16 protein-coding genes and 2 pseudogenes are annotated in these 24,248 nt (G+C 68.1%); 12 read left to right on the top strand and 6 right to left on the bottom strand.

Features of this window, described 5'->3' with window-relative positions; translation table 11 throughout:
- Nucleotides 1-25: 25 nt before the first annotated feature.
- Nucleotides 26-538, bottom strand: a complete 513-nt coding sequence (locus QA861_RS00555; RefSeq protein WP_334586192.1) for an NUDIX domain-containing protein — start codon at nucleotides 536-538, stop codon at nucleotides 26-28.
- A gap of 681 nt (nucleotides 539-1,219) precedes the next feature.
- On the opposite strand from QA861_RS00555, the gene QA861_RS00560 reads away from it, so the two are divergent.
- The 6 genes and pseudogenes from QA861_RS00560 to QA861_RS00585 all read left to right on the top strand — a co-directional run bounded on the left by QA861_RS00560 (nucleotide 1,220) and on the right by QA861_RS00585 (nucleotide 6,041).
- On the top strand, nucleotides 1,220-1,414 hold the full coding sequence (locus QA861_RS00560) for a hypothetical protein (protein WP_334586193.1): 195 nt from the start codon (nucleotides 1,220-1,222) through the stop codon (nucleotides 1,412-1,414).
- Nucleotides 1,415-1,520: 106 nt separating this feature from the next.
- A pseudogene (locus QA861_RS00565) lies at nucleotides 1,521-2,033 on the top strand (transposase); the annotation flags it as partial.
- Nucleotides 2,034-2,121: 88 nt separating this feature from the next.
- Entirely contained in the window at nucleotides 2,122-2,787 is a 666-nt protein-coding gene (locus QA861_RS00570; RefSeq protein ID WP_334586194.1) for an ISL3 family transposase, read from the top strand.
- A 522-nt stretch (nucleotides 2,788-3,309) separates the two neighbouring features.
- Nucleotides 3,310-3,672, top strand: a complete 363-nt coding sequence (locus tag QA861_RS46925) for a transposase (protein ID WP_443041534.1) — start codon at nucleotides 3,310-3,312, stop codon at nucleotides 3,670-3,672.
- A gap of 38 nt (nucleotides 3,673-3,710) precedes the next feature.
- Nucleotides 3,711-4,421 (top strand): annotated as a pseudogene (locus QA861_RS00580) (IS256 family transposase); the annotation flags it as partial.
- 84 nt (nucleotides 4,422-4,505) lie between these two features.
- Nucleotides 4,506-6,041, top strand: a complete 1,536-nt coding sequence (locus tag QA861_RS00585) for an ISL3 family transposase (protein ID WP_443041421.1) — start codon at nucleotides 4,506-4,508, stop codon at nucleotides 6,039-6,041.
- Nucleotides 6,042-6,109: 68 nt separating this feature from the next.
- On the opposite strand, the gene QA861_RS00590 is transcribed toward QA861_RS00585, so the two are convergent.
- Both QA861_RS00590 and QA861_RS00595 read right to left on the bottom strand, forming a co-directional pair.
- A complete protein-coding gene (locus tag QA861_RS00590) occupies nucleotides 6,110-7,381 on the bottom strand; it encodes an IS256 family transposase (protein ID WP_443041535.1) in 1,272 nt (423 codons plus the stop codon).
- 101 nt (nucleotides 7,382-7,482) lie between these two features.
- Nucleotides 7,483-9,018, bottom strand: a complete 1,536-nt coding sequence (locus QA861_RS00595) for an ISL3 family transposase (protein ID WP_443041422.1) — start codon at nucleotides 9,016-9,018, stop codon at nucleotides 7,483-7,485.
- A gap of 328 nt (nucleotides 9,019-9,346) precedes the next feature.
- On the opposite strand from QA861_RS00595, the gene QA861_RS00600 reads away from it, so the two are divergent.
- The 5 genes from QA861_RS00600 to QA861_RS00620 all read left to right on the top strand — a co-directional run bounded on the left by QA861_RS00600 (nucleotide 9,347) and on the right by QA861_RS00620 (nucleotide 16,469).
- Nucleotides 9,347-10,642 carry a hypothetical protein gene (locus tag QA861_RS00600; protein WP_334586197.1) on the top strand — a complete coding sequence of 432 codons (1,296 nt, stop codon included), beginning with the start codon at nucleotides 9,347-9,349 and terminating at the stop codon, nucleotides 10,640-10,642.
- Nucleotides 10,639-11,205 carry a hypothetical protein gene (locus tag QA861_RS00605; RefSeq protein ID WP_334586198.1) on the top strand — a complete coding sequence of 189 codons (567 nt, stop codon included), beginning with the start codon at nucleotides 10,639-10,641 and terminating at the stop codon, nucleotides 11,203-11,205. Before QA861_RS00600 ends, QA861_RS00605 begins: the two co-directional genes overlap by 4 nt.
- Nucleotides 11,206-11,207: 2 nt before the next feature.
- Nucleotides 11,208-11,834, top strand: coding sequence for a hypothetical protein (locus QA861_RS00610; protein WP_334586199.1), 627 nt, complete (start codon nucleotides 11,208-11,210; stop codon nucleotides 11,832-11,834).
- A gap of 104 nt (nucleotides 11,835-11,938) precedes the next feature.
- The gene (locus QA861_RS00615) at nucleotides 11,939-15,007 is read left to right on the top strand and encodes a hypothetical protein (protein ID WP_334586200.1); all 3,069 of its coding nucleotides are present in this window, start codon (nucleotides 11,939-11,941) and stop codon (nucleotides 15,005-15,007) included.
- Nucleotide 15,008: 1 nt separating this feature from the next.
- Nucleotides 15,009-16,469 carry a Wadjet anti-phage system protein JetD domain-containing protein gene (locus QA861_RS00620; protein WP_334586201.1) on the top strand — a complete coding sequence of 487 codons (1,461 nt, stop codon included), beginning with the start codon at nucleotides 15,009-15,011 and terminating at the stop codon, nucleotides 16,467-16,469.
- Nucleotides 16,470-16,670: 201 nt separating this feature from the next.
- Here the strand turns inward: QA861_RS00620 and QA861_RS00625 are convergent, their stop codons facing one another.
- Nucleotides 16,671-18,887, bottom strand: a complete 2,217-nt coding sequence (locus QA861_RS00625) for a DUF262 domain-containing protein (RefSeq protein WP_334586202.1) — start codon at nucleotides 18,885-18,887, stop codon at nucleotides 16,671-16,673.
- 393 nt (nucleotides 18,888-19,280) lie between these two features.
- Here QA861_RS00625 and QA861_RS00630 point away from each other — a divergent pair, with 393 nt between their 5' ends.
- Entirely contained in the window at nucleotides 19,281-21,401 is a 2,121-nt protein-coding gene (locus tag QA861_RS00630) for a hypothetical protein (protein ID WP_334586203.1), read from the top strand.
- 307 nt (nucleotides 21,402-21,708) lie between these two features.
- Here the strand turns inward: QA861_RS00630 and QA861_RS00635 are convergent, their stop codons facing one another.
- Together QA861_RS00635 and QA861_RS00640 are read right to left on the bottom strand one after the other, a co-directional pair.
- A complete protein-coding gene (locus QA861_RS00635) occupies nucleotides 21,709-22,938 on the bottom strand; it encodes an IS701 family transposase (RefSeq protein ID WP_443041536.1) in 1,230 nt (409 codons plus the stop codon).
- Between the two features lie 377 nt (nucleotides 22,939-23,315).
- Complete coding sequence (locus QA861_RS00640) at nucleotides 23,316-23,816, bottom strand: hypothetical protein (protein ID WP_334586204.1); 501 nt, start codon at nucleotides 23,814-23,816, stop codon at nucleotides 23,316-23,318.
- Between the last annotated feature and the right edge of the window lie 432 nt (nucleotides 23,817-24,248).

The raw sequence follows: 24,248 nt of genomic DNA on the forward strand, positions 1-24,248 counted from the left end.
CCCGGCCCGCGAGGGCCGGGACCGGTCACCCGACAGCAACGCCGTTCTCCAGATAGACGGTCACACCGCGACGGCGGGCGTCGACACACGCCTCCACCCGACGGGCCAGCAGCGGGATCAGCCGCTCCCGGATCCCATCGAGGCCGACGAACTCGAACGCGCGCAGTTCCTCGCTCTGCAGCCGGATGCCCGCCACCTCCTCCGGGCCGAGCACGCCACCGTCGAAGACGGCGGTCATACCCTCGCTGCGGCCCGGACGCGGCCCGGCCCAGTCCACCCCCAGCAGCCGTCCCGGCACCCAGGCCAGCCCGAGCTCCTCCTTGACCTCGCGCACGGCACCGTCCCGGGGCGACTCGTCCCACTCCACGGCCCCACCGGGAATCTCCCACGGCTCCTTATAGACCGGGTCGACCAGCATCACCCGGCCCTCGCCGTCGAAGAACAACACCCCGGCAGCGACCCTCTTGCGCGGCAGCGACCGGTCATACTCCGACAGCTCATCCGCCGGGCCTTCTGCAACAGCAGTACTCGTACTCATGCTCAGCGAGCCTAAGCACACCAGGCCGTCCCCGGAGGGCGAACCAGCCTCATCCACCCCAACAGCATGCCCATGCCCCAGCCGACGACCGCCCGGGCAGCCCAAGGGGAAACCACACCGCCTCGCCGGCCCGACCGTCCCTGAGTCCGTCACCGCCGATGCGGGCCTGGCAAGGGAAAATCCCTCGTCACAGGCCCCCAGCGGGAGAAGCACACCGATTGTCCCACTGCAAGGCTTCAAGTGCCGTCAAAACTGGGCAACAACACCCTTCGCGATACGAAGCCGCCTTCCGCACTGAACGACAAACGCCCCCCTGCTCAGGGACACCGACTTGGACCGGGTCGCCGCCCATGTCTGCGACAGCGCGTACCCGAGAATCAGCAGAACCGAATGGGCACGGTACTTCCCGGCGACGGACTTCGACCCGCCCTGCGGTGCCCTCGGTTGAAGCCCCGGAAAGGCACTTCAGCCGAACGATCGTCCCCGTGGGTAATAGGTGGGGCACACGGAAACCGTTACTCCACGACCACGCCCTCTGCAACCAGACACCCCCAGCGGATAGTTCTCTCGGTACCACCGTGCCGGTGAACTCTCCAGCGGCAGGCGTCGACGCCATCCAAACGAGTGGGCTTGTGAAGGCTCGCTCAAGGGCGGTGCCCGCCCTTGCCTACCGTCATCGAGATGGACGTCGAATACTTGCACCATGGCGTGCCGTTGGCCGACTACCAGCTGACCAAGGCCGACGGTCAGCGCCAGGACGAGGCCGCGCAAGTTCACGAGTGGGTTCAACGCCAACTCGCCAAGGCCCCTCCCTGGTCAGAAGAACGCTGGGAGCGGATGCGTCAGTCCTGGGGGTCTGTACGCTCACCGGTGTAATTGATGATCATGGAAGAGACATCAAGTGACTGACACCGTGACCAAGTTCGTGGCCGCCGATGACCAGGCGGATCCGTCGCCGGAGGCCGCGACGGTCGAGCAGAAACTGATCGACCAGCTCGTCGAGCAGGCCCGCAGCAAGGGGCTGCAGCTCACCGGCGAGGGCGGGCTGCTGCAGCAGCTGACCAAGAAGGTGCTGGAGTCCGCCCTGGAGGGCGAGATCACCGACCATCTCGGCTATGACAAGCACGACCCGGCAGGCAAGGACGGCGGCAACTCCCGTAACGGCACCTGGTCCAAGACGGTGCTGACGGACATCGGGCCGGTCGAGATCGACGTGCCCCGCGACCGGGAGGGCTCCTTCGAGCCGGCCATCGTCAAGAAGCGGCAGCGCCGGCTGACCGGCGTCGACGAGATGGTGCTCTCGCTGTCGGCGAAGGGCCTCACGCACGGGGAGATCTCCGCGCACCTGGCCGAGGTCTACGGCGCGGCCGTGTCCAAGACGACCATCAGCACGATCACCGACAAGGTGATGGATGGGATGGCGGAATGGCAGAACCGGCCGCTCGACCGCGTCTACCCGGTCGTCTTCATTGACGCTATCAACGTCAAGATTCGGGTTCTGTCGACGATCTTGTGATCCGGACGGTTGAGCGGTTCGTGTCGACCGTTCGCAATCATGCATCGCGTGCTCTCGTGATGTGCTTTTGGAGCTGTTTCCTTACCTGTCCGCGTTGCTCATCGAGGAGGTCGAGCGACGGCCGGACAAGGTGGTGTTGCGGACGCGGGTGCGGGCGGCGAGCGGGTCCTGTCGGTGCGGTCAAAGCTCCGCTCGGGTGCACGGCCGGTACGTACGCAAGCTGCGTGACGTCGCCGTGGGCGGGCTCGGCGTGGTGATCGAGTTACGTATACGCCGGTTCCGCTGCGAGAACACTGCCTGCACGGCGGTGACGTTCGCCGAACAGATCGTGGGACTGACGACCCCGCACAGTCGGCAGACCCCGCTATTGCGTGGGGTGCTGACGCGGATCGGACTGGCCGTGGCCGGCCGGGCCTCTGCGGTCGGCATCACCGTGGGCAAGGACACGCTGTTGCGGCTGGTCAGAGCCCTGCCCGAACCGGAGGTCGGCGAGGTGGAGGTCCTCGGTGTTGACGACTTCGCCTTCCGCAAGGGCCGTCACTACGGCACGGTGCTGATCGACATGGCCACCCACCGTCCACTGCATCTCTACGAGGGGCGCGAGGGCGAAGACCTCGCCGCATGGCTCCGCGACCACCCCGAGGTGAAGGTGATCTGCCGGGACCGGTCCAGCGGTTACGCAGAGGGCGCACGCATCGGAGCGCCGCAGGCCGAGCAGGTCGCTGATCGCTGATCGCTATCATCTGTGGGCCAATCTCGGCCAGGCGGTCGAGAAGACAGTGAACGGTCATCGCTCCCGTCTGGCCGAACCGCCTTCACAACCCGCAGACATCCCCGACGAACCGCAGGTAGTCCAGCTGCCGACAGAGCTGAAGATCGTGACTCGGTTCCGTGAACAACATGCGCCGCCCACGAGTTGTGGCAGCAGGGGATGTCGAAGGCGGGGATCGGCCGGAAACTCGGACTGCACCAGGCCACCGTCCGCAAACTGGTTAACGCCCCCTCCGCGGACGACGTCGTCGCCAAAAGCCTGCAGCGTGCGCACGTCGTCGACCCGTATGTCGGCTACCTGCACCGGCGCTGGAACGGTGGCGTCAGAAACGCCACCCAGCTCTACCGCGAGATACAGGAACAGGGCTACCCCGGAGGCGAGTTGGCCGTCCAGCGTCACCTGCGGCAGTACCGCACCGGGCGCGGACATGCACCCGATCCGGGGCCGAAGCCTCCGTCGGTCCGTGAGGTCACCTCATGGATCATGACTCGCCCCGAACACCTGCGGGACGAGGTCGCCGGAAAGCTTCACCGGCTGCGCGAACGCGATCCCGAGCTGGACCGGCTCACTCTTCACGTCAGGAAGTTCGCCGTCATGATGACTGCACGCCACGGCGACCGCCTCGACGACTGGATCACCGAGGTCGAACGAGACTCCCTCGCCCCACTCGCGGGCTTCGCCCGCAACCTCCGCCGCGACTTCGACGCCGTCCGCAACGGACTGTCCCTTCCCCACAGTTCCGGCGCCGTCGAAGGCAACATCAACCGGCTGAAGATGCTGAAACGGCAGATGTTCGGCCGGGCCAGCCTCGATCTCCTTCGCAAACGCGTCCTGCTCGCGCGATGAGTCCAACCCGTCCGGATCACAAGATCGTCGACAGAACCAAGATTCGCGATGGTCAAGTAGCGAACAGGCCGATCTATGTGGCCCTGGCGGTCACCGCCGAGGGGCACCGTGACATCCTCGGCCTGTGGGCCGGCGACGGCGGCGAAGGCGCGAAACACTGGCTCCGAGTACTCTCCGAGCTCAAGAACAGGGGCGTCGAAGACGTCCTCATGCTGGTCTGTGACGGGTTGAAGGGGCTGCCCGACGCAGTCAGCGAGGTCTGGCCGCGAACTGTGGTGCAAACGTGCGTGGTTCACCTGCTGCGGGCGTCGTTCCGTTACGCAGCCCGGCAGGACTGGGACAAGATCACGAAGGCGCTCAAGCCCGTCTACACCGCGCCGACCGAGGACGCGGCCACGACACGGTTCCTGGAATTCGCTGAGACCTGGGGCAAGAAGTACCCGGCGATCGTCCGCCTCTGGGAGTCCAGCTGGCCCGAGTTCACGCCTTTCCTTCAGTTTGACGCAGAAATACGCCGCATTGTGTGCACGACCAACAGCATCGAGAGCGTCAACGCCCGCATCCGCAAGGCCGTCCGCTCCCGCGGGCACTTTCCCACAGAGCAGGCCGCCCTCAAATGTGTCTACATGGCCGTCATGAGCCTCGACCCGACCGGCGCCGGCCGTAAACGCTGGACCATGCGCTGGAAAGGCGCCATGAACGCCTTCGACCTGGCCTTCGACGGCCGCCTCACCGCAGGCCAACTCTAACCACACCAAGCCCAGTTACACCGCTCGCTTGGCTCTGTTCCGTAGTCGGTGGTGACGGCTGGTGACGGGCGTCGTTGACGTTGTATGCGAGATATCAACTCCCTTGTGCTAACGGTGTTTTCAGGGCTTTCGGCGCTGGTCATCGAGGATGTGGTGGGCGACGGCGAGATGATCCGGGTCCTGGCGCGGACCCGGGATGTGCCCTGTCCCTGCCCGATGTGCGGGGTCCCGACGGGGAAGGTGCACGGATACCACGTCCGGACCGTTGCGGATGTGCCGGTCGATGGCCGCCGGGTCGTGGTCAACGTCCGGGTACGACGCCTGGTCTGCCCGGTCCTGGGCTGTCGGCGGCAGACCTTCCGCGAGCAAGTCCCTGGGCTGATCGAGCGACTGCAGCGCCGCACCACGCGTCTGACCAGCCAGGTCTCGAGCGTGGTTAAAGAGTTATGTGGCCGGGCGGCTGCCCGGCTCACCCGGTTACTGAGCGTGCCCGTATCGTTCGCCACCGCCCTGCGAGTGCTGCGGGGAATCCCCCCGCCGACGCTGCGGATCCCGAGGGTGATCGGTGTCGATGACTTCGCCCTGCGCCGCCGTCACCGCTACGCCACGATCATCATCGATGCCGAGACCGGGGAACGCGTCGATGTCCTGCCCGACCGCGAGGCCGCCACATTGGAGGCGTGGCTGCGCGGGCAGAAAGGGATCGAAGTCGTGTGCCGGGATGGCTCGGCCACCTACGCCGAGGCGATCCGCCGGGCTCTGCCCGACGCGGTGCAGGTCAGCGACCGCTGGCATCTGTGGCGGAACCTGTGCGACAAAGTTCTGGCCGAGGTCCGCGCCCACGCCCCCTGCTGGGCCACCGTCAACGCGCCCCGGCCCGGCGGCGTCCGCGAGCAGACCACCCGCGAGCGCTGGCACAAAGTCCACGCCCTCATCGACTCCGGCGTCGGCCTGCTCGACTGCTCCCGCAGACTGAACCTCGCCCTGAACACCGTCAAGCGCTACACCCGCATCCCTGAACCACCCGCGGATCGCATCGCCCCCCGCTACCGGCCCACCCTCGTCGACCCCTACCGCGACCACCTGCGCCGACGCCGGTCCGACAACCCGGCCGTTCCCGTCACGCACCTCCTGCACGAGATCAGAGAACTGGGCTATACCGGCAGTGCCAACCTGCTGGTCCGCTACCTCAATCAGGGCCGCGCAGAAGGCGACCGCCCCGTGACAACCCCCCGCCGCGTTGCCCGGCTCCTGCTCACCCACCCCGAGCACCTGTGGACCAAGGACACCGACCTGCTCGGCCTCCTCACCGCGGCATGCCCGGAGATGACCGAACTCGCCCGACTCACCGGCGAGTTCGCCGGGTTCCTGACCCCGGCCCAGGCCAACGACGACAAGCTCACCCAGTGGATCGCCACAGTCCGCACCGCTGGCCTGCCCCACCTGCACAGCTTCTGCAACGGCCTCGAGCTCGACCGCGCCGCCGTGAACGCCGGCCTCACTCTGCCCCACCACAACGGCCGGACCGAGGGCGTCAACACCAGCACGAAGAAGATCATGCGGCAGATGCACGGCCGAGCAGGATTCGACCTCCTCCGTCACCGCATCCTCCTGCAATGAGGAGAACGCACTGTCACCACCGACTACGGAACAGAGCCAAGCGAGCGGTGTAACTGGGCTTGGTGTGGTTAGAGTTGGCCTGCGGTGAGGCGGCCGTCGAAGGCCAGGTCGAAGGCGTTCATGGCGCCTTTCCAGCGCATGGTCCAGCGTTTACGGCCGGCGCCGGTCGGGTCGAGGCTCATGACGGCCATGTAGACACATTTGAGGGCGGCCTGCTCTGTGGGAAAGTGCCCGCGGGAGCGGACGGCCTTGCGGATGCGGGCGTTGACGCTCTCGATGCTGTTGGTCGTGCACACAATGCGGCGTATTTCTGCGTCAAACTGAAGGAAAGGCGTGAACTCGGGCCAGCTGGACTCCCAGAGGCGGACGATCGCCGGGTACTTCTTGCCCCAGGTCTCAGCGAATTCCAGGAACCGTGTCGTGGCCGCGTCCTCGGTCGGCGCGGTGTAGACGGGCTTGAGCGCCTTCGTGATCTTGTCCCAGTCCTGCCGGGCTGCGTAACGGAACGACGCCCGCAGCAGGTGAACCACGCACGTTTGCACCACAGTTCGCGGCCAGACCTCGCTGACTGCGTCGGGCAGCCCCTTCAACCCGTCACAGACCAGCATGAGGACGTCTTCGACGCCCCTGTTCTTGAGCTCGGAGAGTACTCGGAGCCAGTGTTTCGCGCCTTCGCCGCCGTCGCCGGCCCACAGGCCGAGGATGTCACGGTGCCCCTCGGCGGTGACCGCCAGGGCCACATAGATCGGCCTGTTCGCTACTTGACCATCGCGAATCTTGACGTTGATAGCGTCAATGAAGACGACCGGGTAGACGCGGTCGAGCGGCCGGTTCTGCCATTCCGCCATCCCATCCATCACCTTGTCGGTGATCGTGCTGATGGTCGTCTTGGACACGGCCGCGCCGTAGACCTCGGCCAGGTGCGCGGAGATCTCCCCGTGCGTGAGGCCCTTCGCCGACAGCGAGAGCACCATCTCGTCGACGCCGGTCAGCCGGCGCTGCCGCCTCTTGACGATGGCCGGCTCGAAGGAGCCCTCCCGGTCGCGGGGCACGTCGATCTCGACCGGCCCGATGTCCGTCAGCACCGTCTTGGACCAGGTGCCGTTACGGGAGTTGCCGCCGTCCTTGCCTGCCGGGTCGTGCTTGTCATAGCCGAGATGGTCGGTGATCTCGCCCTCCAGGGCGGACTCCAGCACCTTCTTGGTCAGCTGCTGCAGCAGCCCGCCCTCGCCGGTGAGCTGCAGCCCCTTGCTGCGGGCCTGCTCGACGAGCTGGTCGATCAGTTTCTGCTCGACCGTCGCGGCCTCCGGCGACGGATCCGCCTGGTCATCGGCGGCCACGAACTTGGTCACGGTGTCAGTCACTTGATGTCTCTTCCATGATCATCAATTACACCGGTGAGCGGGCCCTGTCTCTCTTTCGGTGGTGACGGAGCGTGCTGCTATCCGAGGAGGATGCGGTGGCGGAGGAGGGTGAAGCCTGCTCGTCCGTGCATCTGTCGTGCGATCCGTTTGGTCTTGGTGTTGACGCCTTCGGTGGGGCCGTTGCTGTACGGAAGTGTGAACCCGGCGGTCACGGCGTCGAGGTCTCGCTCCAGGCCGCGGGTGAAGGAGTGCAGATGGGGTAGATCCGCTGTTCGGACTTGGTCGATCCAGCCCGTGAGCGCGTCGGCGTTGTCGGCGTGGGGCGTAAGGAGCGGGGCGAAGTCCCTGATGCCGGTTGCCAGTTGTGTCATCTCGGGGCAGGCGTTGGTGAGCTTGGCGAGGAGCTGGTGTTGATCGGCTTTGAGGTTGTCGGGCCTGGTCAGCAGCATCCGGGCGAGCCTGCGCGGGGAGATATGGCTGCGGTCGGCGTCCGCGCGGCCCTGGTTGATGTACTTGTGCAGGAGGTTCAGGCAGCCCGTGAAGCCGAGGGCTTTGATCTCTTCGAAGAGGTGCTTGACCGGGACGCCGGGGTCCTCGGCCCGTCGTTTGCGCAGGTGTTCGCGGTAGGGGTCGACGAGGCCGGCGCGGTATTTGGGGACGCGGAGCATGCGTTCAGGCCGGTCGGCTCGGGCGTAGCGTTTGACGGTGTTCAGGGCCAGTTGGAGACGGCGGGCGCATTCGAGCAGGCCGACGCCCTGGTCGAGCAGGCCGTGGACCTGGTTCCAGCGTTCCAGGGTGGTGCGGGCGCGGGGTCCGTCGTAGATGGGTGCGTCCAGCACGGTGGCCCAACAGGTGCTGTGCGCCTTGACCTCGCTGAGGGCTGCTTCGCACAGGTTGTGCCAAATATGCCACCGGTCCGCGACCTGGACCGCGTGGGGCAGGGCGCGGCGGATGGCCTCGGCGTAGGTGGCCGAGCCGTCACGGCATACGATCTCGATGCCCGGATGCTCGCGCAGCCACGCTTCCAGAGTGTCGGCCGTGCGGCCGGGCAGCACGTCGATCCGCTCATGAGTCTCGGCGTCGATGATCACGGTGGCGTAGCGGTGCCGGCGGCGCAGTGCGAAGTCGTCGACGCCGATCACACGGGGCACCCGCCCGGCAGGCAACGGGATCCGCAGCAGGACGCGCAGGGCCGTGTGACGAGACAGGCTCACCGCCAATATCGCGAGCAGACGTGCCCCGGCCCGGCCCGCTAACTCCTTGACCACGGCCTTGACTTGCCTGGTCAGGCGGGTCGTGCGCCGCTGGTAGCGGTCCAGGACACCGGGTACCTGTTCGCGGAAGGTGTGGCGACAGCCGCGGGTGGGGCACACCAGACGCCGCACCCGCACACAGACCACCACCCGTCGTTCATCGACCGGCACGTCCGCGACTGTCCGCCAGTGATAGCCGTGCACGCGTTCCGACGGGGTCCCGCACACCGGGCAGACTGCAGTGTCCTGCGGAGTTCGTGCCCGCACCACGATCCGCTCACCTTCGTCGACTACATCCTCGATGACCAGCGGGGACAGGCCCGAAAAGACCGTCTGCACAAGCTCGTTGACATCCTTCACATGAATGTCAACGACCCATCACAACGCTCCGTCACCACCGAAAGCGAGACAGGGCCGGTGAGGGCTCTGGCTCGTAATCGGTGGTTACGATTGGTGACATTGCGCCATGATCAGGGATGCTTGACGTCAACTGAGAATGTCCACTGTGCCGTGGGGGCCCTGGCCGAGGGCGCCACCGTGTGCTGCAGCGCCCGACGGGCAGAGGGTTTGCGCCATGCGTTGTGAATGCGGCGGATATTGGTGATGTGGCAGCAGGCAACGCCTGCGGCGGATAGGTTCGGCCCCTTGGAGGAGGGTGCGGGGGCGCCTGGCCGGTTCTGGGGGGAGCTTGTCTGCACAGGAGAGCGGCTTCGAGCAGGGTGATCTGTTCGATGGTGCTGCCGCTGGGGTTCGCAGTGACCCGTTGGACTTCGTGCGGCCGTTTGTTGCGCCGGTGGCGTCGACGGTGGGTGCGGTCTCGGACGATCCTTTGTCGTTGCAGCTGGCCGAGGCGATTCACGATGCGTTTGGTGATCTTGCCTCCGATCGGGGGCTGACCCGGCAGGAGATTGCTGCAGCGTGTGCTCCGGTGGCCTCGGGTGAGGCCTTTGCTGCCCGGTTCCGGGTCTTTGCGGAGCTGGGGATGCTGGAGCAGGCCCGCGGCAAGGCATATGAGGGGCGCTACGTCTTCAATCCGACCAGTGGTGCGGCCTTGTTGGTCTTCGAGCGGCTGGCGGAAGCCGGCGGCGTCGAGGAGATCATGACCCTGCTGGACCGTACGCAGGTCGGTCTGGCGCAGGGCTTGTTGAGTGAGAATCAGCTGGCCGGACGGCTGCGGCGAGTGCGGCGTGATCTGTCCATCACCACCGCGCATCTGCTGCGGCTGGTGCGGTCCAAGCCTATCGAGGAGCTGGTGGGTGAGCGTCACCATCACCAGTCCAAGGCCGTGTTGCTGGACCACGCGAAGCAGTTGGTCAAAGCCGTCAGCAACCGCTTCCCGCGATTGAGAGCGTCGGGGACGCGGTTGATCGATGAGGCGCTTCACTATTCGGCGGCCGTGGATGAGTTCTCCGACCGGCTGCTGCAACAGGTGCGTGCTCGGCGGGACTTCAGCATGCTGCTGCCGGAGCAGTACCTGTCGGCGGCCTTGGGCGCGCCGGTGGACGCGCTCGCGAAGGCGTTCGCTGCCACGGTGTTTGATCCCGCCAGCGTGGAGATCACCGCAGCGCAGGTGCTCGTGGCCGCCGGGGAGCGGCGGCCACCGGCCCCCCGGCGGCGGCCGGCGCGGCCGGCTCCGCTCCCCCCGGGTCCTGATCCGGTGGAAGCGGCGCGGGAGAAGGCGCTGCTGTTGCGCCGGCGGCGCTCGGCGTCGATGGAGTCGTTGGCCAGGGGCGGGCAGGAGGCAGACCTGACCGGGACGCTGGGAGCACTGCCATGGCGTGCGGCGATCGCCACGGTGGTGGACTTGCTGCAGGCGTCTGCGGACCCGGCGACACCGTTCTTCGTGGAGATCGGCGAAGAGATCCTCGTCGATCCGGCCGGGGCGGTCACCTATGCCAGTCCGCTGTCCTTGTACCGGCTGCCGCAGGACGTGTCGGGTGCCGTGGGCGGGGACTCTTCGGCCGTGCAGGAGGGGCCGGCATGAACGAGGACGCCTATCTGCTGGCCCGGGCCCGGGCCAGACGGGTTGTGCCGCTGGTCGCGGGTGCGGCGGATGGGCTGTCGGTGCTGCGGCGGGCCGCCGACGATGTGCAGCGGCGCCTTGTCGAGGTGGAGTCGGCTGGCGGCCCAGGGGTCATGGTGCGTTGGGCGCCGGACGTGGAGCCGGTCAGCGGTGTGGTGGGCGATCCGCTGACGCATCGGGAGGCGACGCCGTCGCAACTGCTGACGCTGGGAGCGGCTGTGCGCCTGTGCTGGCCCGATCCGGAGCGGCGGCTGTACCCGGGGGGCGTGGTGGCCGAGGAGGAGGTGCTGGCCGCCTGTGCTCCGCCTGGGGACGGTCTGCTGCGGGAAGGCATGGCGCTCATCGCGCAGACCTCGGCGTATCGCAGCGCGCTGCGGGTCCTGCGCGCGTGGGGCTACCTGGCCACCGATGTCGGGGACGGCATGGTGCGGCTGGGGCCGATGGTGGCCGCGTGGAGCGAGCGGGATGTAGATGAGTTGCGGAACGGCTACGGTCTGCTGCCCTGCCAGGTGGAGGAGGGGTAGACGTGGAGGTGCGGTATCTGGAGGCGCTGTCGGAGCAGCGCCGTGCAGAGGTGCGCGCGGCTGTGTGCGCGGTGGAGACCGCGCGGTGGCCGGTGCCGTCGGCGCGTTTCCGAGCGTTGGCAGAGGTGCCGCTGCGCAGGGTGGTGGAGGAGGTACTGGCTGCTTCGGGCCGGGCGCTGCTCGGTGTGGGAGAGGGATTCCTGTCTGGCTATGACGACACGGTCAGGGCGCGGCTGGCCGATGAGGGTGTCGGTGTCCTGCCTGTTGAGGACCGTGCGGTGCTGACGTTGGTGCTGCTGTTCAGCGTCGCTGTCCCGCGCGCTGGCGGCAGTGTCCTGCCGCAGGCCTTGTGGACTCAGGGGGAGCCAGTGAGCCGGGAGCGGTTGAAGGAGTCCGCGGTGCCCGACGGGGTCGTGGACGCCGCACTGAGCCGTCTTGCCGCCGCCGACCTGGTGCGGTCCACCAGTTCGGGGATCGTGCTGGGCAGCCAGCTGCTGCGGTTGACGCCGACAGCCCAAGCGGACCTGTTCGAACAGCTGGTGCTGCTGGCTGAGCCGAGGGGGGTCATGGCCGAGTCGATATGGCGGCGCCAGGCCCGCGCCGCCGGCCAGGAAAGGCAGGAGCCATGAACGACACATGGACTCAGGACAGGACCGAGGAGCCGGGTGAGGACGGGGAGGAGGGACTGCCCGAGCTCGTCGAGCACCGCGGCATCATCGGCGGCCGTCATCTGGTGGCGGTCCAGACGTTCGACATCGCTCGGCTGACCACCCACGCGGTGCCGGTGGTGCCCGAGACGTTCGTCGCCGTGTCCGGGATGGGCCCCAAGGACGACTCCAACGGCTCGGGCAAGACCTCGTTCCTCATCGCGGTCTCGCTGCTGCTGGCCGATCCTCAGTGGCGGTTGGAGTCCAACCACGGGCTGTACGCCAGCGGGATCCTGTTCAAGCCCGATGCGGCCGGGGTGGATCGGGCCCAACAGATGCCTGCTGCCTCGCACGGTTACGTGGTCGGCGTCTTCGCACACGACAGGTCCGGCCCGTATCACGCGGACGGTGCGGTCACCGGCGACGAGCTCGGGGAGGGGGTGCTGACGGTGTGGGTGCGCATCGCCGCGTCCGCCCCGTACGTCCAGGCCAACTGGGCCGAGGGCGTCCACGTGGCCGATGACGCGTCCGATGCCGAGCGTGCGGTGCAGGCGGATGCCCTGTGGCAGGAGCTGGGCAGTGCGAGCCGGCTGTCGGCACGTCGGATGGCCGATGCCCTCTACGGCAACGCACCGCGGTGCCTGACCTACCTCGACACGCCGCTGCGCCCGGCGGTGCCCTCGCTGCTGAGCCAGCAGATGACCGCGATGGAACCGCACGACATCGGGGAGGCTCTGATCGCGCTATCCGGTATGTCCCATCTGCTGGAGCAGGAGGGTGCCCGCCGCGGCAAGGCCCTGGAACATGCCGCGCAGTTGGAGAAGGCGCGCGATGAGCACGCGCTGGCCCTGGCGGACGAGGAGACGGTGCTTGAGGGCGTGCGGGCACGTGTCGCCGCGCGCGGTGCGTTGGAGGAAGGACGCCATGCGTGGCGGCGCTATGTGGCTGCCTGCTACCTGCAGGCAGCCACAGCCGACCGGAAGCAGGCGGTGGGCTTGGAAGACAAAGAGCAGCGGGTGGCGCAGACGCGGACCCTGCTCGCCGGCGCCGAGGAGAGGCTGCGCGAGCTGACCGCGGCAACCGGGCTGGCCGCGGCTGCTGGCGCCGCCCGCCAGAAGTGGGTGGACGCCAGGCAGATCACCGAGGAGGCCGCCGCACAACGAACATCGGCGGCTACCCGGCGGGACATCGTCCGCCGGGACATGGCTCCCCTGCGGCCGAGCGCCGGCTTGTGGCAGGGAACTCCGGTTGCCGATGCCCGGGACGCGCTGGAAGCCGCCCGGAACGCACTGTATGCGGCGCGACAGGAGAAGGCCGGCGCAGACAGCGCCCTGTCCCAGGCCCTGCGGCTGGAGGATGCGGCCCGTCAGGGACGCAGTGGGGTCGCGGGTCAGGCCCTGGAGATCCTCGACGGCCACGGCATCAGCGCCGCCGGATTGATGGACCAACTGCAACTGGAGGAGCCGGCCCGTGCGCAGTGGGAAGCGCGCCTGTGGCCCTGGCGCGACGCCGTGGTGGTGCCGTGCGGCGAAGCCGAACGCGCTCGGAAGTTTCTGCACGGCCTGCCCGGTGCCCAGGTCATCGCCGCCGATCCCGCCGACGGGACGGGAGGTGCCGGGGATGTCCTGCCCCAGGGGGTGCGCAGCGGCAGGGCGCTGGCAGGATTCCTCGGCATGTTGCAGGAGCGCATGACGGCTCTGGATGACCCGCCAGCGGCCTACGATGCCGGTCTGTCGTTGGCGGTCGTCGGCGGCTTCCAGGCTCCGATCGCCGGACGGGACGCTCGCGTGGCCCAGGCCGTCGCGCACCGGCGCCAGTGCGCGGACGACGTGTCTGCGGCAGTTGAGGGCCTGAGCACGGCTAAATCGGAGTTCGAGGTCGCCGAGATCGAGCACAATGCGGCCGTGGCGGCACGGGATCTGGCCGCTCTGGAAGAGCATGCCTCCACCTTGAAGGACGCAATCACCGAGGCCGACGGCAAAGTCACCGTTGCCCGGGACGCGGAAGAGGGACTGCACGACGTGTGGGAGCGGGCCCAGAGCGCAGTGGCGGCCCACGACCAGGCTGTGACGACTGCGAAGCTCACCCGGGACGCGGCTTCCAAGGCATACAAGGAGCAGATCAAGGAGCACACGGCTCTGGTCAGGGCCCGTGCCGAGATCGCCTGCCCGCAGTGGCAGCAGCTGTGGAGCGCCTCCGCCGAGGAGGCGGCTGAGCTCCTGGAGGCTACCGATCCCGGCACTCCGGTGCCCCGGCCCGGCCGGCTGCGGCGAAACGTCGAGGATCATCTGCGGGACGCGTACGAGCACTACGGTCTGCCGGCTGGCGTTGTGGCCGGTGTCGACGAGGACCTGCTGCTGGCGCAGCGCCTGCGGGCCGCCTTCGCCGAGGAGGAGGCAGCCGCGCTGCCGCGCACGGTTTTCGGCGAGGTGGCCGCGCCCTTGCAGATCCGGCTGGACGGCCACGCCGACAAGGACGCCGTCGAAGCCGCCCGGATCGCCTCCGGCCGTTCCTTGCGCGAGCAGGCCCTGGCCAAGCTCACCGCTGCCGCAGAGCGCAGCGAGCACACCCTCCAGGCGCTGCAGGACATGATCGAGCATCATGTCGAAGGTTTGTTCGCGCAGATCAGCGAAGCCTTCAACGTGTTGGATCGGCAGCGGGGTGGTGACGGTGCGCGCCTGGAATACGACAGTGTGCGGCCCGAGGGTGCCAGGCCCTGGCGGTGGCAGGTGACACCGCGCTGGAAACGCTCCCCGCGCGGCGCCTTCGTGCACTACCGGGAGAACGCCAACGGCGCCCAGGTGAAGGTGCATGCCATCCAGCTGGTCCTGGCCGCGGTGCTGGCCGATGCCGAGACCAGGGGCCGAGTGCTGATCCTGGACGAGCTCGGCAACAGCCTGGGCGAGGTCAACCGCAAGGACATGCTCGCCGCGTTGCGGGACGTGGCGCGCCGCCAGCACCTGACCATCCTGGGCACCTGCCAGGACAGTGTGCTGGTGGATGCCGCCGACGTCTGCGACGAGCTGCTGTGGTTCGTCCACGCCTCCTCCTCCGACGCCTACAACCAGCCCACCCGCGCCTGGGGACACGACGCCGACGGCCAGCGTGTGGAACTGACCGCCGACTGGATCAGCGCAGGACGCTCCGATGCCTGACATGCCTGAACCCAGCGCGCCCCTCCCCCGACCCGCCCTGATGGTCGGCGAAGCCCACGGTCGGCGGGAAGTGCCGCTGCACGGACTTCCCGCCGGGATCATCGCCGTCACCGTGCCCCGCACCCGAAAAGACGGCGACGAGGTCCTCACCCGCGTGCCCGTGGACCGCAAACGGCGCGTCAACCCCGCCTTCGTCGACCTCGTCGCCTCCGATCCGGTCCCCGCCTACGACCCGCCGGCCGGCCTGGCCGACCGTGATCTGATCAAGGTTCTGACGACCCGGACCCGCAAGCGGTGGGCCACCATCGAGGCCGACTTCGGCCAGGAGCACGCGTGGCGCACGACCGCGTCGCTGATCCGCTGCGGCGCCGTCGTCCTGCGCTGCAAGGTCGTCCAGGCCACCGGGTTCGCCCCCGACTCCTGGCGGCTGAGCCCGTCCTGGGCATCGCTGAGGGAGGACAAGCTCGCCCAGCTGCGCGGCCACCCCGACCCCTTGCGGCTGCACACCGAGCTGCTGCAAGCGATGGCAGGCATCCCCCAACTGGCCGGCGAACACAACCTGCTGGCCGCCACCGCCCCGGCCCGCACCCTGCAGGTTCCCGCGGGCAGCGCCACCGGAACCGGGGACTGGCGGGTGTATGAGGTGGCCGTCAGGTCCGCCGCGGTGTGGTGGGCCGCCCAGTCCAACCCCCAGCCGATGACCGCCAAGGTTCTGGCGGGCAAGAGCATGCGCGACACCAAGTACAGGTGGTTGCCGGCGCGTCGGCAGGCGTTCGCCAACCTCGTCGGCCGCCCCTTCGACCAGGCGGTGGAAGAGACCGACACGGAGCTGCGCATGCGCGGGCCCCTGCGCTGGCGCGTCGATACCGTCATCGCCGACGCCGCAGCCTGCCTCCCCTGGCTGGGACTGCCCGCAGGCGGCCTGCGCAGCCTTGGACTGATCGACTGCTCGGCGGTGGGCGTCTTCCTGGTCGAGAACGAGGACGCCTTCGCACAGGTGTGCAAACTCCCCGACGTCGCGGAGCAGTGGCTGTGCATATGGGGCGCCGGCTACGCCACGCACGGCCTGGCCTCGTTCCTCAAGGCGATGGCGCCGCTGCCGGTGGCCGCCTGGCAGGATCTGGACGCCCACGGCATCCAGATCATCGCCAACCTCACCGAGCGCATCGGCCGGCCCATCACCCCGGTGGGCATGGACGTCGACTTCTACAGGAGTGGTACGAAGTACCACCAGAAACCCGAGAAACGGGCGGGCAACCTCAAACTCGCCGAGCGGCTCGCCGTCAGCGGACCGCCCGCACTGCGCGCCCTGGCCGCCGAAATCGTCGCAAACGGCGGCGACGGCTGCGAACACGAAACCCTCTACCACGAGGTCCTGCCAGCTCTGGCGCGCACGCTGGACCAGATCACCGACGGACCCGCCCCGGCCGCCCGGCCGTCCAACGTCGACGGTGCCATGTGATCGCCACTTCTCACCGCCCGGTTCTGGCTTTGAGCATCACAACCCGGGGCTGGCGGTTAGTCCAGCGCCCCGAACCGCAACCGCCGTGAACATCCAGCAGCTGCGGACCGCCCGCTTCGATGGTGCGAAGCGATCGGAATGGTCGACAGCTGGGACCGCGCCATGGCCGCGGGACAGCCGTCGACAGACCTGCCTGACCGGCTACAGCGCGGCGGCCGCCGCCGCGCGGTCACGGATGGTTCGCAGGCTGACGCGTACTCCGTTCTCGTCTTCGATGTGCCATTCGTTCATGCCCTGGCAGGTCTTGGTGCCACGGGCGACGGCCCCGGCCTCGTCGACCCGGCCGTACGGTGTGCCTCCGGTCGCAGCGAGGATGATGCCGCCGTTCGCGTCGATGGTGGCCCAGTGCTCGGTGGCGCGGTAGGTGAGCACGATCCGGGTGCCGGCTGTCAGAACTTGGGCGTCGATCATCCTGGCCACGTCGGTGCGTCGACCAGAAGCCGCTCTGCGCCGCGGAGGGGCCTGGCGCGGACGGGCGACCGGCTGGCTGGCGTCGCGTTCCGAAGGTGCAACGGCAACAGGGACGGGCAACCCCAGGCGTTCGGGTTTCCAAACGTATTCGAACAGGCGCAGATACAGCTCCTGCCGGGTCTCGATGACCGTGGTCATGGTCTCTCTCGGCCCGAAGGCCCGCATGTGCTTGTCGAGTTGGTGTGCCTTGATGAAGTCGCGCAGTTCAGGGTTGCGGTGATCGTATTCAGGGGCCAGGACGCCCAGGAGGACGTTGTTGCGGGCGTAGAGGCGGTTCTTGTCGTGGAAGGGGAGGTCATTGATGCTGGAGTTCTCGCGGCCCCTCAGCAGGCCGAGGCCACCGAGTTGGTTGCGGCGGCTGCGGAAGACGACCGGGTCTGGGATGTCACCGGCGACGCGATGGTGGTGGTTGGCCCACAGGTGTTCGATGTGGAACTGGTCGCGGTCGAGGTAGGCGAGGATGTCGAAGGGCTTTTTGCAGGCCTCGTCGGCGTAAGCGGTGGCGCGGGCGAGGAGATAGCGGATCTGATGGGCGTTGTTGCCTCGCAGGCCCAGGGTGATTGCTTCGCGCACCGGGTTCCCGTTGTGCTGGGCGAGGTCGCCCAGTGTGGAGGCGACGTCGGCGACGGTGCGGCAGCCGCGCAGGAGGGGGACGAGCTCGGTGTGGACCAGGGCGTCGGCGTCGGCGGACTGGACGGGCAGGTCCTGCAGGATCCGCAGGGCGTACCAGCGGTCGATGTAGGCGGCGACGAGGCGGCCCTTGTCCTTGGCGTCGGTGGGCCGGTCGTCGGGGGCGATGGCAGCGAGCACGGCGACGGACTGGACGCCGAGGCCGTTGCGCTCGTTGAACAGCACCGTCTCCAGGCGGTCACCGTCCATCTTCAGGGTGCGGGTGGCGGCGAGGACGGGCCTGTACAGACGGGCCGTCTTCAGTAGATTCTGCACGAAGTTGAGGAAGTGGTCGGGGCGTCCCGGGGTCAGGCCGAGGTACTCCGCGTTGTGGCGTACCCACACGTTGAGGTTGGTGGTGATCTGGCGGCGGTCCTCGTCACAGTCCTCGCGTGCGCAGCGGGCAAGGAGGTATGCCTTGATGAAGCGGGATGCCGCCTGGGGGTCATCGCGGTCGGTGGAGAGTTCCCGCAGCATCTCCTGCCACTGGGTGTTCAGCTGATCTTCAGCGGAGCCGACGTTGGACAGCAGATGGCTCTTGAGGAGGTCGACGGTGGTGAGGCGGGCGCCGCGGTCATTCATCGTCTCGAACATGCGGTAGCCGTGGTCGGGGCCTGCCGCGCGGATGCCCACCAGGACCACGCGTGTCAGGAGCCATTCGGTAAAGGGGTGGAGCTTCTCGGCGTCGAGTTCCTCGGCGAGCTGGGATTCGATCTGCTGGCCGCGTGCCCACAGGTTGCGGCGGGAGAGGGAGTCCCCCGCGCCGGCCTCGTACTTGCGGCTCTCGCTGACGGCTTGCAGGACGGGGTCGTGGTCGGTGATGCCGACGCTGAAGTGCTTCCCGTCGGTCGTGATAACACGGTTGAGTTGGTCGACCGTGTGCGTGTCACCGGCCTCCCGGGCCGACAGTCTCAGCTGCAAAAAGAGCAGGTGCAAAGTGACGAAGCGCTGCTGACCGTCGACGAGGAAGCGGCGCTTTTTCGACGGCTCGTGGTAGACGAAGGGGCCGAGGAAGTACTGCGGCGCGGTGTGGGGGCGGCGCCGGTACGCGGAGTCGCCCAGCCAGTGCTTGAACGAATCGCACAAATCCCGCAGCAGGGTGCGGACTTCTTCGTCACCCCAGGTGTAGTCACGCTGGTAGTAGTCGATCTCGTACGTCACGTCACGGAACAGCTCATTCAGGTTGAATCCCTGAGACCTGATCTCGTCCGCCCCCACGCAACCACCCCTCACCTGCCAGGCATATCCCGTCATGCTCCCAATTCGGCGCCGCGGCGTACAGACCGGCGCGGGAGTCTGGTCGGCGGCGTGCAGAAACATCGGCGCAGGCGACGGTGTCGTCCCCGGCCCGCTGTTTTCCCGACTACGGTCCCAGCCGCTGCCGCGGCGCACGTTTGCCCGCAGCCGTGCGGGCTGCGGGCAGGCCGACGTTGTGGGTGATGGCAGCCGCGACTGAACGGGGCGGTGTCAGTGCCCGCCGTTAGGGTCGGTGCTGTGATCAGGGAGTACTACCCGCGGGCGTGGCAGCACCTGCGCGACGCGCAGCAGGCCAGGATGGCGATGGCGCCGCTGTGGAGCACGCTCCTCAAGGACGGACTCGTCGAGGAGAGCGTGGTCACGCATCCGGACGGGTCGGGGGTCATCGGTGCCTGGCTGGCCTGGCCACCAGGCGGGCAGACGGAACTGACCGAGCTGTTCCGCGGGTGTGTGCGGGAGTTGTGGGCGTGTCTGGATGCGCTGGTGACGGAGTCGGCTGAGGCGTTCAGTGCGCTGCAGCGGCTGCGCAGGCCGGAGTGTCCCCGGTTCTTTCCGGTCGCTGATTCTCTCGAGGGGTTCAGGGCGTCGCTGGCCGAGTCGTGCATGGACGGCACCCTGCGCTCGCACGTGGCGATGGTGGAGGATTGCCAGCCCTTCCAGGACAGCGCCGGCGACGAGGTCATCGACAGAATCCGCCGCGGGCTGGGCCATCTGCTGGAGTGGGAGGCGGCGCTGGATTCGGGTGCGGTGATGGGCGCCTGGGCGACTCCCATCGAACCGCAGGTCCATGCCGCGGCGCCCGCGGTGGTCGAGAGCGTGGAGGCGGCGGAGCCCGGTGCGCTCGACGGACAAGAGCGTGTCCTGGCCCGCTACCGGCTGAGCTCCTACCAGAGCGGGTGCGCTGTGAACGCGCAGGCCGGCACCTGGGTCGATCTGTGTTTCACCGAGGGGTTCGCCCCGGCCGATGACGAGGACACCTTCGATCAGCGGCTGTCGCTGGTGATCGAGGCGGTCACCCGGTTCGCCACCTCGTTCGCGTGGCTGTCCAGCCAGGTGCCGGGCAGCCGGCGCGTGTTGTCTGCCGGACGCATCGGCGCTACGGATACCTGGATTGAGGCCACGCGCTCGTCGAGGCACTGGTCCGCCGAGGAACTGGCCGCGCTGGCCTCCTCGGACATTGGCCTGGGGCGGGTCCAGGACGCCGACACGCTCACGCTGATGGTGAGCACGCCCGGCGGTGTGTTCGAGCGGGTCGTCCCGCACGCGACACCCCTGCGCCACCACGACCGGCGGGGCACGGCCGCGGAGACAGCCGTCAAGGATTCGGCCGCCACCTGGGGCCTGCCCGATTTTGTGATGGCCCCGAGCGTGGAGCGTAAAGGCCGTGGGGTGCGGGAGATCAGTGACGGACTGCTGGTGGTCGGCGACCGCGGTGTGGTCGTGCAGATCAAGGCCCGCGAGGGTGAACCCGCCACCGTGGAGCGGGAGACGTCCTGGGTCCTCAAACAGCTGACCGCGGCGGGCAAGCAGATCCACGGCACCGTACGCCGGCTGAAAACGCAGGGCGTGCAGATGGTCAACGGACGCGGCCATCGTCTCAGCATCGACAGCCCGGCCATCGACTGGGTAGGCGTCACCATCATCGAACACCCCGCTCCCCCGCAGGAGTTGGCTGTTCCCGAACACCATGGGAACACGCCGGTGATCGCCCTGCTGCGGCGTGACTGGGAGTTCCTGTTCAACCAGCTTCGCTCCACCCACGCCGTCGTCGGCTATCTGCACCGGGTCGGCACGTCGGCGCCCGTTCTGGGCGGCGAGCCGGAGCGTTACTACGATCTAGCCGCTGCGGATGCCGAGGCAGCACTGGAAGAGGCGGACCCGTCCTGGACTCGGCGCGGCGGACAGCCGCACAGCGTGCCGCTGTTGCCCGCCGCCCCGGCCGGCAGTGACGACGACGAGGCTCACACCATGGTCCGCGTCATGCTCGAGGACGTAGCTACCAGCCCACTGGCCCCGGACGAGTGGGATACCCGGCAACGCGTCCTGGCCTCTCTCGACAGCCTGCCGGTCGGATGCCGCACAGATCTGGGCCGATTTCTGTTGGACGCGCTGGCCGCGGCCGCTGAGCCTGAGACAGGCACCACGGTATGGCGGATGCGCACCTTCATCGCCGGGCCTGACCTGGATCAGCTTGGCTTCGCCGTCTGTTCCGCCCTGACCGACCACACCCGCGCCGCGTTCTCCGCCTGGCTTCAGTTGCGTCATCACGAACGCGGCGAGCATGCGAACCTCGCCCAGCTCATGTCGGTCGGTGTGCTGCTCACTCCCCGCGCAGACGGCTACCGGGAATGGGACACCACCATGAGTGCCATCAGCGGCGACCCGGAGCTGACCGGTGAGGAACTACGCGCCTATCAGGATCTATTCAATACGCCCAACGGCCTGGCAGGCACAGCCTCGAGGCCATCGCCCTGACAAGGCGGCAAGACGGACAGCGGCAAGTTGCCTGCTACGGCGCCGGCTGGCGGCAAGCAGCTGGAGCAGAGCGTCAGTTGAAGGGGGGATCTGCGATCAGTCACGGCGCCCCATGCGGTCTGGCAGGGCTAGTACTCCAGCAGTACTTCGTGGCTTGACCTGGGGAAACGTCGAGCGGTGGGAGTGTAGCGGGCAGTTGGCCGTCACGGGCGGCTTCTGCCCGCCCACCCCTCGAAGGAGTGCCCGCGACGGCGGTAGTGGCAGCGGCGGGCCACCGCTTGGCGTCGTCGGCGCCAGTGCGACCAGCTCAACGCGTGGGTGTGGGTGCGAAGGTCTCGGGGTGCGTGAGCTGCCAGGAGTCGCCGCACTTCCGCCACGGTGAGCTCGATGACCACGGCATCCTCATCGGTGGATCCCCTTTTTCGGCTGCTCGTGCGCTCATCGCCGCGAGGAAGGCGTGGGCGAGCATGGCCAGGGTGATGTGCCGGTACCAGCCGACGTAGCGGCGGACTTCGTACTCGTCCAGGCCGCACTCGTTCTTCGCCGCCTGGAAACACTCCTCGATCGCCCACCGGGCGCCGGCGACCCGCACCAGTTCGTCCACTGCGACATCCAGCGGTGCGTATGCGAGGTAGTAGGCGATCTCGTCCGGCCGGCTCAGGCTGCGCCGTGCCAGCGCCCACCGCCGACGGATCAACACGCCGTCCTGGTGGTCGTACTCGGCCACGGGGCGCAACTGGAGGGCCGCCCAGTCGTACTCGCGCTGCCCCTTCGCTCCCGCGCCGCAGGAACGGCGTTCCCATGCCTGGTCGGGGGCCTGCTCGAAGACCCTGTCGATGCGCGGGCCGGCCAGGGAGAACTGGGACTTGGGGACGGCCAGGACATAGCCGACGCCGGATGTCTCCAGCATCCGGCGGAAGCGGTTGTCCTGTCCGTAAGCAGCGTCCGCCGTGACCCAGGCGACCGGCAGTGGCGAGGCCACAGCTCTGCGGACGATCGTCGCCGCGAGGGTGTTCTTGGTCGCGAACTCCCGCTGATCGGGGACCTTGGCCGCGCGGCATCGGTCACGGTCGTCGGTCCAGGACTTCGGCAAGTACAGCTCCCGGTCCACCAGGACGCGGCCGGCGGAACTGGCATAGGCGGCGAAGACGCCGATCTGGCAGTTCTCGGTGCGGCCGGCGGTGCCGGAGTACTGCCTTTGGACTCCGGCGGAGGTGGTGCCCTTCTTCAGGAACCCGGTGTCATCGATGATCAGTACCCCGTCGGGGCGGCCGAGGTGTTCGGCGACGAAGGTCTGCAGGTCGTCGCGGATGTCGTCGCAGTTCCAGCGGGCTCGGGAGAGCAGGTGCTGCAGACCGTCCGGGGTTGCGTGGCCGGCGTGCTCGGCCAGTTGCCAGCTGTTCTTGCGGGCTACCGGTGCGAGCAGTGCGCGCACGTAGTCCCGCATACGGCGGCGGGGTTCGACGCGGCCGAAGCGGTGTCCGATGGTGGTGAAGAGGTCGTCCAGGTCGCGGTCCCAGGTCTCTGCCTGTTCGATGGTCACACTCGGGGGCTTCCCCGCACAGATGTGCTGCCGCCGTCGCGGGCACTCCTTCGAGGGGTGGGCGGGCAGAAGCCGCCCGTGACGGCCAACTGCCCGCTACACTCCCACCGCTCGACGTTTCCCCAGGTCAAGCCACGAAGTACTGCTGGAGTACTAGTGCGTCCCGCACTGCGAACACCGTCAGCGGTCAGGCGCCGCTGAGCGATCTTCGCTATGCCGTTGACTACGCTGACGGCCACGGTCACCGCCGCTGCGACGATCACAGGATCCATGCCGTACCTTCCCCTTCCGGATGGCTTGCTCGGTACCGCCCGCGCATCGCACGCACCACAACCGTGCTGATTTCTCCGGACGTTGTGACATCTGGCTGGTCACAGGGCTATCGCTGCTCCGATTCCGTGCGCCGCGCACGGTGGCGCGCGGGAAGGCTCGCCGCCCGGCCGCGGGAATGGGTAGATGCGCCGGCCAAGACAGGCATTGGCGTACCCCGCCGCGGTGCAGCTTGTGGACGCCGCGCTGCGGTCGCCTTCGGCCGTTCGGTGATCGGCCGGGCCCCCGCTGTGGTCCTGCGTGGGACCTTCAGGGCTGGGGAGGTCGGGGGGAGACGGGGTCCTGCCTTGCACCAACAGCTCTACCGCGGGCGGAGGATTGAGAAACTCTGCGAGTACTTCCTCGAGCACGTTGCGACAATCCGAGTTGATCAAGGTGTCCCATGCGCCCGGGCTGAACATGTTGAGCGTCAGCGTGGTGCCGTCGTAGAAGAACACGCTCGCGTTCTGGCTCAGCAGAATCCAGGCGAACCGCATCCGCTCTTTGACGACTTGCAGAAGCTGGGGCCACAGCTCCTGTGTGTCTGCCGTCCCGTCCGTCATGGCACGCTCCCCGTGTGCTGCCCCACCAGCAGCGCAGGAAGAGACACCGGCCGTCAGAGGCGGATCGCTGCTGCCGTTACCCGTATGCCTGAACTCCGTCCCCACGGAGGGGACTTGGACTGGCCGATCCAGAACTCGCCGCATCCGCACGGTCTCGACCAGATGGCCCGTCGGACCAACTCCTCCGGCCCCGGTTAGAGATGCGGCAGCTCGCGCTGTGCGGAGGGGCCGTAGCTCAATCGGTGTGCTGTTCTGGAGAATTCTGCGCCCGACCGGGGGCTCCGCGAGAGGATGCACTGGGTCGGTGGGCAGTACGCAGTGGGTCACCGAAGACGCATGGTTCCCGGACCGGCCGAACCCCAGCATGTCTGTGGGGGGGGTAGATGGCGGTGGACGCTGCGGGAGTGGGATGAGCGGGGGGACATGGCGAAG

The sequence above is a fragment of the Streptomyces sp. B21-083 genome, assembly GCF_036898825.1.
Classification (GTDB): Bacteria; Actinomycetota; Actinomycetes; order Streptomycetales; family Streptomycetaceae; genus Streptomyces.